This window comes from Sphingomonas sp. BK481, from assembly GCF_014194875.1.
Taxonomy (GTDB): Bacteria; Pseudomonadota; Alphaproteobacteria; order Sphingomonadales; family Sphingomonadaceae; genus Sphingomonas; species Sphingomonas aerolata.
On the sequence record NZ_JACIAP010000002.1, the window covers coordinates 363,515 to 379,295 of the forward strand.

A 15,781-nucleotide genomic window follows, 5' to 3' on the forward strand; every position below is an offset into this window, starting at 1 on the left:
CATGACCATGCTCGACCGTATCCTCGAGACCAAGCGCGCCGAAGTCGCCGCGCGCAAGGCCACCACCTCGCTGTCGGACATCGACGCCGGCATTGCCCGCATGTCCGCGCCACGCGGCTTCCGCGCCGCGCTCGATGCGAAGTCCGGGTATGCGCTGGTCGCCGAGGTCAAGAAGGCCAGCCCGTCCAAGGGGCTGATCCGCGCCGATTTCGATCCCCCCGCGCATGCCCGCGCCTATGAAGCTGGCGGTGCCGCCTGCCTCTCGGTCCTGACCGACGAGAAATGGTTCCAGGGCGCGGACGCCTATCTGTCCGCCGCGCGCGACGCCGTGTCGATCCCGGTCCTGCGCAAGGACTTCATGGTCGACCCGTGGCAGGCGACCGAGGCGCGCGCGATCGGCGCCGACGCGATCCTGATCATCGTCGCCGCGCTCGACGATATTCAGATGGCGGAGATCGAGGCCTCGGCACTCGAATGCGGGATGGACGTACTGGTCGAGATCCACGACGCGCACGAACTCGATCGCGCGCTCAAGCTCAAATCGCGGCTGATCGGGGTCAACAACCGCGACCTGCGCGATTTCACGGTCGATTTTCAGCGGACCTACGACCTGGTCGACAAGGCCCCGCGCGACTGTACCTTCGTCGCCGAAAGTGGACTGACGACGCGCGCCGACCTCGACGCGATGGCCGAGCGCGGAATCCGGTGCTTCCTGATCGGGGAAGCGCTGATGCGCCAGGACGATGTCGAGACCGCGACGCGGGCGCTGGTCGGATGAGCCAGCTGACGCATGTCGATGCGGCGGGTGCCGCGCGGATGGTCGATGTCGGCGGCAAGACGCCGACCGCACGCGAGGCGGTCGCAACCGGCCGGATCACCATGTCGGCCGAGGCTGCGCGCGCGATCGCCGAGGGCTCGGCCAAGAAGGGCGACGTCATCGCCGTCGCCCGCGTCGCGGGGATCATGGCAGCGAAGCGGACCAGCGACCTGATCCCTCTGTGCCACCCGCTGCCGCTGACCAAGATCACGCTCGACCTCGACGTCGACGACAGCGGCGTCACCGCGACCGCGACCGTCGCGACCGACGGCAAGACCGGCGTCGAGATGGAGGCGCTCACCGCGGTCGGCGTTGCACTGCTGACGGTCTACGACATGGCCAAGGCGATCGACAAGGCGATGGAGATCGACGGGATCCGCCTGCTCGAAAAGCGCGGCGGCAAGTCCGGGGACTGGTCCGCACCGCGCTGACGCGGGCAGACCAGTCTTCCGTTGTTACAATCCGATCTGCAGGCTCGCGCGCAGCGACAAGGCGGCACGTCCCTGCTGCTCCTCAGCGTTGAATTCGCCGCCGAAACGGAACGCGGCATTGCCGCCGACCGCGCGCAGCTTGCCGACCCAGCCGCTGGTCCGCTCCTCGGGTGTCAGCGTGAACGCGCTCCCGCCTGCAAAGGCCGCGGTCGTCGCACCCAGCCCCCCGCCGACGAGTTCGCGCCGCCCGCCCTCGAGCTCGAAGCGGAACCAGCCTGCGTCCTGGTTCTGCCCCCCGAGATCGAGACCCAGCGCCGCGCTGCCGGTGACCGCCAGTTCGTCGCTGCTGCGTGACTGGACGACCAGATCGATCGCGGTGCCGCCGCCGGTTTCGCTGTAGCCGTCCTCCTTCAGCTTGTAATAATCGACCGCGATGATCGGCCGGAACGAGATATTGCCCAGATCGGCATCATAGGACAGGCCGCCCGACGCCGAGTAGAGCGTGCCGTTCCAGTCCGCGCTCGACACGCGTTGGACCGCCTCGGTCCCCGCAGTGCCGGCGAAGCGCCGCACGCCGTCGAACCCGATCCGCGCACCCGAGGCGCGGGCATTGGCGTTCAGCCCACCCCAGTGCCCACGCCAATAGGCCGCGAGCTCATACTGATTGGAACTGACTTCGTTGCTGGTCCCCTCATCGGCATCGCGGCCGCTGAGATAGGCGAGCGACGCACCGAAATTGCCCAGCCCGGTCTTGTATTCGGCCCCGCCCGAGACGCCCCAGCCGGTCACGTCATAGCCGCCGGTATCGCCGATGCTCTTCGACGTGCCCCAGCCGACCTGGCTGACCCAATAGCCCCACTGCCCCTCATCCTTGAACGGGCCGTGCGGGTCGGCGATCACACGGGCGGTCGCACGCGAGCCCATCGTCACGGTCTCGAACGTCCCGCCGGCATGATCCGGAAGCATCTGGCGCAGCGATCCGCGAAATGCGTCGCCGTCATTGATGTTCAGGAACGCCTGCCCGACCTTGGCGTCGGTGCCGAGCGCCGCATAGACTGCGTTGTAGGCGGAGGTCTGCGAGCGGTTGAGGCCGAGTTCGACCGTGGTCTTGCGGACGATGTCGATCGCAACGTCGTTGCCCGTGCCCGTCGCGACGTTCCCCTTGTACAGGAACGGCAACAGCGTGGTCGAGGCGGTCAGGTTTGCCGCGCCGGTCAGGCTCCCCGCGCGCAGGACGGTGTACCGTCCTTCCGCACCGGTGATGCTGGCCAGCTTGAGCGCGAGCTTGGTGTCCTTCTCGAACGACGCCACCCCGGCGACGGTAATCGACGTCCCCGTCCCCCCGGTCTTGTCCAGCGTCACCGCCAGCACGCTGCCCGAGCCCATCGCCAGCGACGCGATCGTCGCGGCCTTGGTCAGGTCGAGCGTACCGCCCGCGACCGTCACCGCCAGCCCGCCGCTGTTGGCGAGCGTGCCCGAAAAGCGCGACGTCCCGCCGATGGTCAGCGTGTCCGCCCCGCCACCGAAATCCGCCGCGCCGCTGAACACCGCCGTCCCGGCAAGCGCCATCGTGTCGTTGCCGGTGCCGAAGAGCGCCGTTCCCGCATAGGCTGCGTCGCCCGACAGCGCGAGACGGTTCGCGCCGCCGCCGAACCGGGTCGTGCCCGACACGGTGCCATCGGCGATCTCGAACACGTCGTTCCCTGTACCGAACCGGACGTCGCCGACGATGCTCGGCGCCGTGACGCCCGCCGCGACCGCGGTCTGGCGGACGGTGGCGCCCGCCGTCGCTGCGGACAGGTCGATCGCGACGTTGCGCTCCGACGTCGCGAGTGCACCGCTTGCGGTGATCGCCCCGCTATTCTCCACCAGCGTCACCCGGCCGGACCGGTCGAGGATCGCGGTGGCGCTGCCATCGGCCGCCTGTGCGCTCGCCTTGATCGTCCCGCTGTTGCGGATCGTGCCGACCGTCGCGCCCGCCTCGATCAGGACCGCGCTCGACAGCGATGCGGTCGTGCCGCCGCCCGCCGCCGCGATCGTCCCGGCATTGCGCAGTTCGGGAGTCGTCGTGCCGCTGCCGATCCGGATCGCGGTCGCACTCGCCCCATTGGCCTGTGCCTGGACCGTGCCGTTGACCGCGATCCCGTTGGCGATCGACACGCTGCCACCAAGGCCGCCGATCGAGAGGCCGGTCGCGGTGATACCCGCATAGACACCGCTGCCACCGATGCCGCCATCGACGATCAGCCCGAAATTCGTGCCGCTGCCCGCGACTGCGCCGATCGCGACCGCATTGGTCGCCGACCCGATCTGGACCGCGGGCGCGGCGCCATAGGCGGTCACCGACGCCGATCCTTCCTTGCTGTCGTCGATCCCGTCCTTGTCCTCGTCATTGTCGGTCGTGCTGGCATCCTTTGGCGGCACCGCGAAGACGATGCCCCCCGACACGTTGCCCGCAACGACCAGCGCCGAGCCGCCCTGCAACAGGTCGTCGGCATCGAGCTTCGACGGATCCGCCGGCGCGGTCGTGGTACGGTAGCCGGTCGCGCCGAGCGAACCCTGCACCACCAGCGCACCGGTGATCGCGCCGTCTAACCGGACCGCCACGGCCCCCTGCCCGATCGCCGCGACCGTTCCGGCGAGCCGGACGTTGCCGGTAATGTCGCCCGCCCGTACGCCGACGACGTTCGTCCCCGTCACCGCAATCGTGCCCTCGGTCTTGAGCGCACCGGACAGCGGGCCGCCGAGCCAGATCCCTGCGGACTCGTTCCCTTCGACCGTGATCGCGCCCGTATTGGCGATGGCGCCGCTATAGGCGCCCGCGGTGCGGATGCCGGTACGGCCGCTGCCCGCCGCGAAGGGGCCGTCGAGGTCGCCATCCTTGTCGACATCGGTCGCTTCATAGGTCTCGTCGACGATGATCTTGCCGCTGTTCGTGATACCGCCGCCGGTCCCCGCAACCGCAAGAATGCCCGTGGCATTGTCCGCATTGGTAATCTGGACGGTGCCTTCGTTGGTGACGGCATGCACGCTGTCGATCGTCACCGCCGTGCCGCCGGCAGGGGTCACCGATCCCGCGGCCGTGATCCGGATCGCATCCGGCGCCCCGGCCTTCACGGTCGATGTCCGCACCGTATCGGTGCGCTTGGTCTCGATCGTGGTCTGCGCATGGGCCGGAACGACTGCCATCAGGCAGGTAGAGGCAAGCAGGATACGACGCATGAACCAGGTCCCTTTTCGAATATGTTTCGAACACAGGACGGAACCATTGCCGCGCAGCCTTGCCGCGCTGCGCAGCTTTTCAGAATGCCGCGTCTATCCCCAGGCGCAACGTGCGGGGACGCAATGGCGTGATCTGGCCGCTGCCGATCTGGAACGGCGTGCCCAGCGCGAAGCGATTGCCGGTGCCATCCGTCAGATTGGTCACGCCGAGCGTGAAGCCGAGTGTCGGCCGGCCGACGCGCATTGTCAGCGCGGTATCGAGATAATCGCCCTGCTCCTCCCCGAGCACCGGGCCGATACCGAGCCGGGAGCGGCCGACATACCGCGCCCAGCCATAGACCCGCAGATCGAGGTCACCGCGGAGCGGCCGGCTATAGTCGAGCCCCAGCCGCCCTGCGAACCGGGCGATATTGGGAACCTGGCTCATCCGCGCGAACGCCAGGGCATAGGCCTGGCTGGGTTCGGTCACGCGGCTGTCGTTATAGGTCAGCCCGGCGTCGATCGTGAGCCCGGCGACCGGTCGCCAGGCGGCGGCCGCGCTTGCCGACCAGATCCGGCCGTTGCCGATATTGGCGGTACTCGGCAACCCCGACCCGTCGATGAAGTCCGCCTGGATATCGTCCCACAGCGTATGCGACAGCCCGGCCGACACGGATACCGGATCGATCCCGCTCTGCCCGAACCGTATGCCGCTTTCGATCGTGCGGACCCGGTCGTTGCGGAACCGCCGGACGAAGTCGCTCTCGATCGCGAGCCCGCCGGGCCGGAACCCCTGCTGGTACCGGGCATAAAGCGAGAGCCGCGGCAGCACGGTCGCGATCAGCGATCCGGACGGCAACAGGCTGATTTCGCGACGACTGGCGGTCACCTGCGCACGCGCGAGCGCAACCGGGGCGAGTGCCTCCGCCAGATCCTGGCCCGTTCCCGACAGCGCGGCCCGCGTCACGCGCGCGCCGCCGGTCGCGATCAATCCGGGGAACAGCGCGACGCTGCCCTCGCCATAGAGCGTCGCCTCGTCGATCCGGTTGGTGACGCCCGTCACCGGCACCGGTGCCTCGACCGCACCGAGTGCGCGCGACAGCCGCGTCCGGTTGTGCGTGAAGCTGCCCCCCACAACCCAGCCGAAGCCAGCGCGCATCGGCCGCCACAACCGGGTCTCGTTGGTCACCATCGCGGTCGCGTTGCGCTGCACGAACAGCCGCGGATCACCGTCCACCATGGTGGCGTCATAGCGTTCCGTCAGCGTCTGCCCGACGATCGCCGTCGACGATCGCAGCATCAGGCCGCCAAGCGTGCCCGATACGACCAGGTCGCCCATTCGGTAGTCCGCACCGAAGCCCTGCACGACGGCACTGTTCCGCGTCCGGGGCGGCGCGTCGCGATCGGTATATTGGCTGTCGTCGCCGCGGGTCCGCTGGTACACGCCGCCCAGATCGAGCGTCCAGTCGCGTCCGAGATCGACGTGCAGCGTACCCCGCCCGCCGGCGATGCTGGTGCGGTTCACGTCGCTCTGCCCGAGCGTCGGGTTGTCGATATACCCGCCCTCCGTCACCGCATAGCCAACGATGCGCAGCGCCATCCGGCCTTCCATCACCGGCAGGTTGAGAGTCGCGCCGATGTCGCCACCGGGGTCGCCGTGGGTCGTCGCAGACACGCCCGTCGCGATGGCGGCCGTCGTGTCGTCGATCACTGGTGCATTGGGAACGGTGCGGATGATGCCACCGAGCGACCCTGCGCCGTACAGGGTTCCCTGTGGCCCTTCGAGCACCTCGACTGACGCGATGTCGTAGAGCCGCAGGTCGGGATCGGGCGCGTTGTAGCTGAGCCGGATGTCGCCGAGATACTGGCCGACAGTCGTCTGCGTCGGCCCGGTGAAGCTCGAATCTGCGATGCCGCGAATGAACAGCTTGTTGCGCCCCGCACCGAGATGCGTCGACGACACGCTCGCGAGCCGCGCCAGCACCGCGTCGCTGCCCCCCGCGCCGCCAAGCGCCAGGTCGATTCCATCGAGGTGCGCGACCTGCCCGGCGAAATCGCGCAGCCGGGTGTCCCGCTTGCTCGCGGCGACGATGATATCGGTCCCTGCTATGGTCGGTACTGCCGGCGCGGCATTCGCGGTCGCCCCCGGAAGCCGGCGCTGTGCCGCACGTGGCGGCGCGGCACGCGCGACCAGACGCCACCCCCCGGCCCCTGCGGACCGTATCGTCGACCCCGTCGACCGTGCGAGCTTTGTGAGCGCCTGCCGAGCCGTGAATCGACCCCGGATCGCGGGGACGGGGCGTGCCCATAAGGCCGGGTCGTCGACGGCGATGCTGACCCCGGCCTGCCGCCCCAGTGCCATGACGGAGTCGCCCAGACGGCCGGCGCGAAGGTCGAGCGATACCGGCCCCGCCGAAGCCGACCCAGCGGTAAGCCCGGCGATTGCCACCATAACGACAAAGACCCCGCCCTGCCGGATCACCGTGCCGACATCGTCCAACCCTGGGCGGACCGCCGCATCGTCACGTCGAGCAGTGCGGCGAGCGGCGTGGGGTCACGCGCGAGCCCGGCCGTGGCGATCGTTGCACGGACGCGGCGATCGGCGATCTCAGGTGCCACCACGATCGCGATGCCCAGCGTTCGCGACAGATCGTCCGCGACTTCGGTCATTGGCGTATTTTCGAATGCCAGCCGCCCCTCGCGCCACGACCCGACCGCCGCGGCTTCGACCGTGATCCGCATCACACCGCCGCGCGTGGCCACGACGCCCTGCCCCGCCGTCATCCGGATCGCGTTCGGACCCGGATCATAGTCGACCGCACCTTCGGACACGGCGACCCGCATGCCATCGCTGGTTCGCTTGACGTCGAAGGCCGTGCCGACATCCACCAGCCGCGTCTCGCCGACCCGGACCTCGAACGGATCCGCCGCATCATGCGCGACGACGAACATCGCCTCGCCACGATCGAGCGTCGCGATGCGCGCATCACGTCGATCGATCGTCACACGCGAACCGCCCGCGAGCATGATCCTGCTTCCCTCGGCAAGCAGGATCGTCCGCGCGGCCCCCGCCGCCGCCTCGACGGCATAGGGTTGGGGGCGGCGCTCATAGACCGAAAAGCCGGCGACGACCGCCAGCGATGCGGCGATCGCCCCACCGGCCCACCGTCCTATCCGCTGCGGCGCGCGTCGTGACGGGCTGGCCATCGGCTGCGCCACCGCCCCCGCCTGCGGCGCGCGCACCAGTGCGACGCCATCATCGATCGCGGCGCTCAGCGCGTGATAGCGCGTGGCATGCGTCGGGTCCGCCTCCATCCAAGCCATGAAGCCGGGCCAGTCGTCGAATGCGGGATCGCCCGTCCGCACGATCCAGTCGAGCGCCTGTGCGTCCAATGCGGTGTCGTCCTGCGCCATCATGGCCTCCTGACTGGCTTGACGGAGACGTTCGCCTCAAACCTCATCGAGCCGCCCTTTCAACGCGATCATCGCACGATAGGCTTGCCGCAGATCACTTTCGACGGTGCTGAGGCTCACGCCCATCTCGTCCGCGATCGCACGTTGCGCGATCCCGTCGATCCGGTGGCGGCGAAACACCGCCGCGGCGCGTTCGCCGATCGCCTCCAGCGCGCGCGCTGCCATCCGCGCCTCTTCACGCGCGATCAGCACGCGCTCACCCGACGGCGCATCGGACTGGCCCGCGACCGTGCCGCCGACCGCGTCGCTCCAGTCCTGATCGCGTCGGGCGGCCTGCCGGACCGCGCGATGACGGTCGAGCATGAGATTGTGCGCCGCGCGGTACAGATAGGCCAGCGGCGCAGCGATCGGCCCGCCGCGCGGCGTCCGCACGCGGATCCAGAGCTCGTGCAAAAGGTCTTCCGCCGCATCCCCCGCGCCATGCGCCGACAGAAAGCGGAGCAGCGTATCGCGGTTGGCAAGGAAGACGGCCTCCAGACCCTGCGTGTCCATCCGTCGCCTATACCGTAAGAGAAAACGTCACGACCATGGCGGATGCTCGGCTGCAGACGGCGCGCGTCAGCCCCTCACGGATGCGCGCGTCGCGGCCGCGGTGTTGCCTCAGCCTTCGACGTCGACCGGATGCGTCGCGATGATCGTCGGTCGCGCGGCGGCGAGATCGCGTGACGCCACGCCCAGTGCCTTGAAATGGTCGGACGCCATGTGCGCCTGAACCGCGGCATCGTCGACATACAGCTCGTTGAACACGAAGCGCCGGTCGCCATCGGCCTCGCGCCACAGATCGTAGTGGAGCACCCCCGGTTCATTACGCGACGCTGCGGCGCAGATGCGGGCGGCGTCGATGAAGGCCTCCTCATGGCCGGGCTTGACGGAAACGAACGCAATGACCTTCACGGGCATATCGACCTCCTGGGCGTGATTTCGCCACAGCCTGTGCGCGCCCGGCGGATGGCGCGCAACCCCGCGGCCGTGTCAGACGCCTAGTTCCGCCATCGTCACGACCCGGTGCTCGCGCGCGCTGATCTCCGCCGCGGTACCGATCGCGACCGCGCGCAGGCCATCCTCCGCGGTGACCTGTACCGGTCCCTCGCCGCGCACGGCGGCAGCAAAAGCGGCGTGCTGATAATAGGTTGCACCTTCGTGCGAGCCCGCAGCCCGGGCCGCCGGATCGACCGAAACATGGCTGCGCTCGACCGCCTTGGGGTTGAGAAATCCGACCCGTGGCGAATAGACGAGTTCGCCTGCAGGAATCAGCACGTCGAGCCGCGCCGCATCGCCCGTCGCCGACATCTCCTCCTGATTCTCCGCACCATCGGCGAACATGCTGAGATCGAGCATCGCCCGCACGCCGTTCGCGAAATCGACCGTCGTATAGCTGTTGTCGATGATGTCCGGGCGCTCGCCGTCATAGCGTTCGTCGAGATGGTTCACGTCCATCGCGCCCGAGCAATGGACGCGCACCGCTTCCGACCCGACGATCAGCCGCATCAGATCGAAGAAGTGACAGCATTTCTCCACCATCGTCCCGCCGGTGTTCCGGGCAAACCGGTTCCAGTCGCCGACCTTGGGCAGGAAGGGAAAGCGGTGCTCGCGGATCGACAGCATCTGCAACCGGCCGACCCGGCCCGCCTGGACCTGCTCGATAAAGGCGGCTGCGGGCGGCATGAAACGATACTCCATCCCGGTCCAGAACGGCTTGGCGTGTGCGGCGGCACGATCGACGATCCACCGCGCATCGTCGATCGTCGTCGCCAGCGGCTTCTCGCACAGGATCGCGGCGTCCATCGCGAACAGCTGATCGAGCACGTCGCGGTGCGTATTGTTCGGCGACGCGATGACGATCGCGTCGACATCGGCCCGCTTCGCAAACGCCTCGACCGAGTCGAACCGCGCGACGCCATCGGCCCGGTCGCCGAGCGCCTCGGTCGCCCAGTCGATCGAGGTCGCGACCGGATCCGCGATCGCGACTATCTCCGCACCGGGGAGGATCGCCAGGTTGCGAATGTGTTCGACGCCCATCATGCCCGTTCCGACGACACCGTATCTGATCGTGGCTACCAAGCTGTCTATCCCTATGCCATGAGCCGTCGGCATGACGACGATCCGCCTTTCCAACGACCTTCGCCCGCTCGGCAAGAGCGAAATCCTTGTTTCGCCGATAGCCTGGGGCATGTGGCGGCTGGCCGGAGAAACCGCGCCTGTCCGCGCGATGATCGACGCGGCGCTGGGTGCGGGGATCAACTTCTTCGACACCGCCGACATCTATGGCTGCGACGTCCCGGCGGGTTTCGGCTCGGCGGAGGCGCTGTTCGGTCGCGCGCTGGCCGAGGACCGGAGCCTGCGCGCGAAGATGGTGATCGCGACCAAGGCGGGCATCCGTCCCGGCATCCCGTATAATTCCAGTGCAGAGTATCTGGCCGACGCCCTCGATGCGTCGCTGACGCGGATGGCGATCGAACAGGTCGACCTGTACCAGATCCACCGCCGCGATTTTATGACCCATCCGCAGGAGGTCGCCGCGGCGCTGACGCGCATGGTCGACGCGGGCAAGGTGCGCAGCATCGGCGTGTCGAACTACAGCGTCCACGAATTCGCGGCATTGCAGGCGTTTCTCGGCCAGCCGATCGTCAGCACCCAGCCCGAGTTTTCCCCGCTCCAGACCGCGCCCCTGTTCGATGGCACGCTCGATCAGGCGATGACGCACGACGTCGCGGTGATGGCGTGGTCGCCGCTTGGCGGGGGCCGGCTGGCGCAGGGTGATCATCCGGCGGCAACGCTGCTCGCCGAGCATGGCGCGCGCTACGGCGTCGACGCCGCCACCGCGACGCTGGCGTGGATCATGGCGCATCCGGCGCGGATCATCCCGATCGTCGGCTCGCAGACCCCGGCGCGGATCGCAGCCTCGGCCGATGCGTACAAGGTCGAATGGACCCGCAGCGAATGGTATGCGGTGTTGCAGGCCGGCATGGGCGTCTCGCTGCCATGATCGATCCGTCGGCAAGCCTTCCGCCCTGCGAGATCAGCTGGTTTTCCGCGCTGTGCGATGATGATTACGAGTTTCTCGGCGTCCCCGACCCCGCGCTGAAATCGAGCTGGGAGCATTGTCGCGACATCGTGATGCAGGCCGAGACAGCGGGATACGACAATATCCTGCTGCCCTCGGGCTATACGCTCGGTATCGACACGACCGCGTTTGCCGCGGGGATCGCACCGATGCTCAAGAGATTGCGACTGCTGATGGCGGTACGGATCGGCGAAAGCTGGCCGCCGCAGCTCGCCCGCCAGATCGCGACGATCGACCAGATGCTCGGCGGCCGGCTGGCAATCAACATCATTTCCAGCGACCTGCCCGGCGAAACGCTCGCAAGCGCGCCACGCTATGCGCGCACCGTCGAGGCGATGCACATCCTGCGCACGCTGCTCGACGGCAAGCCGCTCGACCATGACGGCGACTTCTGGAAGCTGAAGCTCGATCCTCCCCGGACGACCACCGTGTCGGGGCGCTGTCCCGCGCTTTATTTCGGTGGCCTGTCCGAGGCGGCGCGGGAAGCCGCGGCGACCAATGCCGACGTCTATCTGATGTGGCCCGACACGATGGACGGCGTTCGTGCGATCATCGCCGACCTGCGTGCCCGCGCCGCACGTCACGGCCGCACGCTGCGCTTCGGCTACCGTGTCCATGTTGTCGTCCGCGACACCGAGGCCGAAGCCCGCGCCGCGGCCGATCGTCTGCTGTCAAAGCTCGACGATGCCGAAGGCCAGGCGATCCGCGCGCGTTCGCTCGATTCTCAGTCCGCCGGCGTCCGTCGCCAGGCCGAACTGCGCGAGGGATCCGACGATGGCTATGCCGAGGCGAATCTGTGGACCGGGATCGGCCGCGCACGGTCGGGATGCGGTGCCGCGATCGTCGGCGATCCGGATCAGGTGCTCGCCAAGCTCAACGCCTACCGGGCCGAAGGAATCGATGCGTTCATCCTGTCGGGCTATCCGCACGCCGCCGAGGCCGACCTGTTCGCACGCCACGTGCTGCCGCGGATCGAGCATGGTCCCTTGGTCGTCTAGGACGCAGGCCTGCCCGCTGAGACCGACTGAAATCAAATAACCGACGCGGACAAGAGAAACTGGCTCGCATCCATCGTCCTCTTGTCCATGCTGGCCCGCTATGACTTTGCCCACCAAGACCGTCGCACAACTCAGCGCCCGTGGCCGCACATTGCTGTTCGCGCTGGTCGTCACCGCCGGCATCCTCAACCTCGTCGACCGTCAGATCATCGCCGTGCTGAAGCCGACGATCGCCGCCGATCTCGGCTGGAGTGACGATGATTACGGGACGCTCGCCGCCTGGTTCCAGGGCGGTGCGGCGTTCGCGTTCCTGTTCACTGGCTGGATCGTCGACAAGCTCGGGGTGAAATGGGCGAACCCGATCGGTGTCGCGGCATGGAGCATCGCCGCGATGGCGCATGGCTGGGCACGATCGATGACCGAATTCGTGATGATCCGCGTCAGCCTGGGCGCGACCGAGGCGATGGGCACGCCGACCGGGATCAAGACGATCGCGTCGGTGCTGCCCAAGAACTGGCGGTCGAGCGGGTTCGGCGCGACCAATGCGGCCAACAGCATCGGCGCGATCCTGGCGCCGCTGGCGATTCCGGGGGTCGCTCTGCTCGTCGGCTGGCGGGGGACGTTCGTCGTCGCAGGCGCGCTCGGGCTCGTCTGGGCGGCGGTCTGGCTGATGGCGACACGTCGCCTGCGCTTCACCTTGCAGCCCATGGGCGCCGCAGATGCCGCGGCACCGGTCGGCGACTATGGCCCGATACTGCACAATCGCCAGACCTGGGCGATCGCGGTCGCCAAGATCCTGTCCGACGCGACCTGGTGGCTGATGCTCTTCTGGTTGCCCGACTTCTTTCACCGGCAATATGGTTTGAGCGGGGTCGCGCTCGGCGTCCCGCTGGCCATCGCCTATGGTGGCGCTGCGGTCGGCTCGCTGCTCGGCGGCGGCGTGGCGACCCGGCTGCTGAGCCTTGGCTACAGCGTCAACGCCGTCCGCAAGGGCATATTGCTGGTTGCCGCGCTCTGCGTCCTGCCCGTTCCGCTCGTGCTTTACGTCGGCAGCTATCCCGTCACGATCGCGCTGATGGCGCTGACGCTCGCCGCGCACCAGGCGTTCTCGACCAACCTGTTCGCGCTGATCGCCGACGTCGTGCCGCAGGACAAGCTCGGCCGGGTTACCGCGTTCGGCTCGTTCAGCGGCAATGTCGGTGGTATGGTGATCGCCAAGGTCGCCGGCCTCGTCCTGACCGCCGGGCTCGGCTACCTGCCGCTGTTCCTGTTCGCCAGCGTCTCCTATCTGCTCGCGGTCGGCTGGATCCAGTTGCTGCTGCCGCGGTTACGCCCGGTCGAGGGGCACTAAAGCTGATACGATGCGTCTGCATCCAGATCTATATACCCATCGGCTGAATGGGATTTAAAAGACGACATCATCTTCGGGAGGGATATCATGATCGATCCACGCCATGTGGCGCTGCTGGCCGGCACCGCGCTTGCGACCTTCGCCGCGCCGGCATTCGCTCAGGACACGGCAGCGGCGCCGACAGCCGCGACCCCCAAGCCGGCAACGCCTCCCGCCGACACCGGCGAAGACGTCGTCGTCACCGCGCGCTTTCGCAACGAAAGCCTCCAGTCCGTACCGATCGCGATCACCGCCGTCAGCGGACAGTCGCTCGCCGAACGCCAGTTGAACACGGTCGAGAACATCGCCGCGACGATCCCCGCGGTCGGCTTTCGCAGCGGTGCGTCGAACAAGGACCGGACGATATTCATTCGCGGCGTCGGCACGATCACCACCTCGCCCGGCGTCGAGCCGTCGGTGTCGACCGTGCTCGACGGTGTCGTCCTCACCCGCCCCGGCCAGTCGACGCTCGACCTGGGCGAAGTCGAGCGGATCGAGGTGCTGCGTGGGCCACAGGGCACGTTGTTCGGCAAGAACGCGTCGGCGGGCGTCGTCAACATCGTCACGCGCAATCCGACCGACGAGTTCCGGATGTTCGGCGAAGCCGGCGTCACGTCGGACAAGGAATACCGTATCAAGGCCGGCATCTCGGGTGCGATCGTGCCCGGCAAGGTCCAGGCGCTGATCGGCGGCCTTTACGACGACTTCAAGGGCAATGTCCGAAACGTCACGCGCAACGACGACGTCAACGGCTATCGGCGCTACGGTGCGCGCGGCAAGCTGGTGATCACGCCGTCGGACGCGCTGAAGTTCACAATCATCGGCGATTATCTCAATTCGCACGATACCACCCCGACCAGCGTCTATGCCCGCACCAGCCGGACCGCCTACCCCACCGGCACCGTCACCAATTCGCCCGACCTGGCTGCCGCGCTTGCGGCAAGCGGCATCAGTGCGAACGCCAGTAACCGCCGCACGAACAACGATACGATCACCGACGTCCGCGACGAGAATTACGGCGGCTCGTTCACGGGCGACCTCACGCTCGGCGACTATCACCTCACCTCGATCACCGGTTGGCGGCAGTGGCTGAACACGCAACGTCAGGATTATGACAGCGTCGCCGCGCTATCGACCGCCTTCCCGTCCGGCCAGGACACGGGGCGGGTGAACACCAAGCAGTTCTCGGAGGAGCTGCGGCTCACATCGCCCAAGGGCGGGCTGATCGATTACGTGCTCGGTGCCTATTATCTCCACGCCACCACCGACGAGACCTATCAGCGGACGCTGACGTCGCTCGCCGCTGGTGGTGCGCGCAGCACGACGACGGGCATCGCGAACTACGGCATCACCAACGACAATTTCGCGTTGTTCGGCGAGGCCAACGTCAATTTCACCCCGCGCTTCCGTGGTATCGCGGGCTATCGTTCGACCTGGGACAGCCTCGATTTCTACCATGTCCGCACGTCGAGCGCGGATCCGCTCAACACCGGGGCAGCGGCGCTCGATCGCCCCGGCGTGCGCGCCTATCACAATGCCAGCGACGGGCTCGATCGGCGTGGCGACAGCTACCGGCTGGGTCTCCAATATGACATCGGCGATCACGCACAGACCTATTTCACCTATTCGCGCGGCTATAAGGGGCCGGCGTATAACGTGTATTTCAACATGCGGTCGCTCAACGCGACGACGCCGCTCGACGAGGTTCCGCTGAGCCCCGAGACCTCGAACTCCTACGAAGTCGGGTTGAAGGGCAGCACCGCAGACCGTGCTTTGAGCTACAGCCTGGCCGCATTCACGACGAATTTCGACGGGTATCAGGCAAGCTTCAACGACGTCGTCGCGGGCGCGCAGGTCAGCCGCCTGATCAACGCCGGCTCGGTGCGCTCGCGCGGCGCGGAGGCGGACGTGACGCTGCGCCCGACCAAGGGCCTGACGCTCGACATCTCGGCCGCCTATACCGATGCCACGGTGCGCAATTTTCTCTGCCCGCCGGGTGCGCCGACGAGCTGCAACATCGACGGCCAGCCGCTCCCCTATGCCCCCAAGATCAAGCTCTATGAGAATGCGGCCTACCGCTTCGCACTCAGCGACACGCTCGCCCTCGAACTGCAGAGCGACGTGACGTTCAGCAGCAAGGTGCAATATGCGCTGGCGCAGACACCGAGCACGGTGCAGCCCGCCTATGCGATCTGGAATGCGAGCGTCGCCCTGCTCAGCGACCAGTCGGGCTGGCAGTTGCGCGCCTATGTGAAAAACCTGACGAACACCTCCTATTCGTCGTTCCTCACCGCAGGGACGTTCGCCGGGACTGTCCGGTTCGTCCCGCGTGACGACCAGCGCTACGCCGGCCTGCTGCTGCGCAAGGATTTCTAACCGCCGGCGGGCGCGGTGGGTCGGTTGGAC

The 15,781-nt window shown here is 67.7% G+C and carries 12 protein-coding genes; 6 read left to right on the plus strand and 6 right to left on the minus strand.

What is annotated here, in order from left to right:
• The first annotated feature begins 1 nt into the window (after position 1).
• Both trpC and moaC read left to right on the plus strand, forming a co-directional pair.
• On the plus strand, positions 2-778 hold the full coding sequence (trpC, locus tag FHY04_RS05525) for an indole-3-glycerol phosphate synthase TrpC (RefSeq protein WP_183935713.1): 777 nt from the start codon (positions 2-4) through the stop codon (positions 776-778).
• Positions 775-1,248, plus strand: a complete 474-nt coding sequence (gene moaC, locus FHY04_RS05530) for a cyclic pyranopterin monophosphate synthase MoaC (protein WP_031396379.1) — start codon at positions 775-777, stop codon at positions 1,246-1,248. Before trpC ends, moaC begins: the two co-directional genes overlap by 4 nt.
• A 24-nt stretch (positions 1,249-1,272) precedes the next feature.
• On the opposite strand, the gene FHY04_RS05535 is transcribed toward moaC, so the two are convergent.
• The 6 genes from FHY04_RS05535 to FHY04_RS05560 form a co-directional block, all read right to left on the minus strand.
• Positions 1,273-4,470 (minus strand): autotransporter domain-containing protein, encoded by a 3,198-nt coding sequence (locus tag FHY04_RS05535; RefSeq protein WP_183935714.1) that lies wholly within the window; start codon positions 4,468-4,470, stop codon positions 1,273-1,275.
• Between the two features lie 79 nt (positions 4,471-4,549).
• A complete protein-coding gene (locus FHY04_RS05540) occupies positions 4,550-6,949 on the minus strand; it encodes a TonB-dependent receptor domain-containing protein (RefSeq protein WP_311723796.1) in 2,400 nt (799 codons plus the stop codon).
• On the minus strand, positions 6,928-7,863 hold the full coding sequence (locus FHY04_RS05545) for a FecR family protein (RefSeq protein ID WP_183935715.1): 936 nt from the start codon (positions 7,861-7,863) through the stop codon (positions 6,928-6,930). Before FHY04_RS05545 ends, FHY04_RS05540 begins: the two co-directional genes overlap by 22 nt.
• Positions 7,864-7,899: 36 nt before the next feature.
• On the minus strand, positions 7,900-8,415 hold the full coding sequence (locus tag FHY04_RS05550; protein WP_183935716.1) for an RNA polymerase sigma factor: 516 nt from the start codon (positions 8,413-8,415) through the stop codon (positions 7,900-7,902).
• 108 nt (positions 8,416-8,523) lie between these two features.
• Positions 8,524-8,823, minus strand: coding sequence for a putative quinol monooxygenase (locus FHY04_RS05555; RefSeq protein ID WP_183935717.1), 300 nt, complete (start codon positions 8,821-8,823; stop codon positions 8,524-8,526).
• 72 nt (positions 8,824-8,895) lie between these two features.
• On the minus strand, positions 8,896-9,972 hold the full coding sequence (locus FHY04_RS05560) for a Gfo/Idh/MocA family protein (protein WP_183935854.1): 1,077 nt from the start codon (positions 9,970-9,972) through the stop codon (positions 8,896-8,898).
• A gap of 43 nt (positions 9,973-10,015) precedes the next feature.
• On the opposite strand from FHY04_RS05560, the gene FHY04_RS05565 reads away from it, so the two are divergent.
• The 4 genes from FHY04_RS05565 to FHY04_RS05580 all read left to right on the plus strand — a co-directional run bounded on the left by FHY04_RS05565 (position 10,016) and on the right by FHY04_RS05580 (position 15,751).
• A complete protein-coding gene (locus FHY04_RS05565; protein ID WP_183935718.1) occupies positions 10,016-10,909 on the plus strand; it encodes an aldo/keto reductase family oxidoreductase in 894 nt (297 codons plus the stop codon).
• Entirely contained in the window at positions 10,906-11,985 is a 1,080-nt protein-coding gene (locus FHY04_RS05570; protein ID WP_183935719.1) for an LLM class flavin-dependent oxidoreductase, read from the plus strand. The genes FHY04_RS05565 and FHY04_RS05570 overlap by 4 nt, the downstream gene beginning before the upstream one ends.
• A 100-nt stretch (positions 11,986-12,085) precedes the next feature.
• Positions 12,086-13,336: an MFS transporter gene (locus FHY04_RS05575; RefSeq protein ID WP_192097430.1), complete on the plus strand. Its 1,251-nt coding sequence runs from the start codon at positions 12,086-12,088 to the stop codon at positions 13,334-13,336.
• Positions 13,337-13,423: 87 nt separating this feature from the next.
• Positions 13,424-15,751, plus strand: coding sequence for a TonB-dependent receptor (locus FHY04_RS05580; RefSeq protein ID WP_183935721.1), 2,328 nt, complete (start codon positions 13,424-13,426; stop codon positions 15,749-15,751).
• The last annotated feature ends 30 nt before the right edge of the window (positions 15,752-15,781 follow it).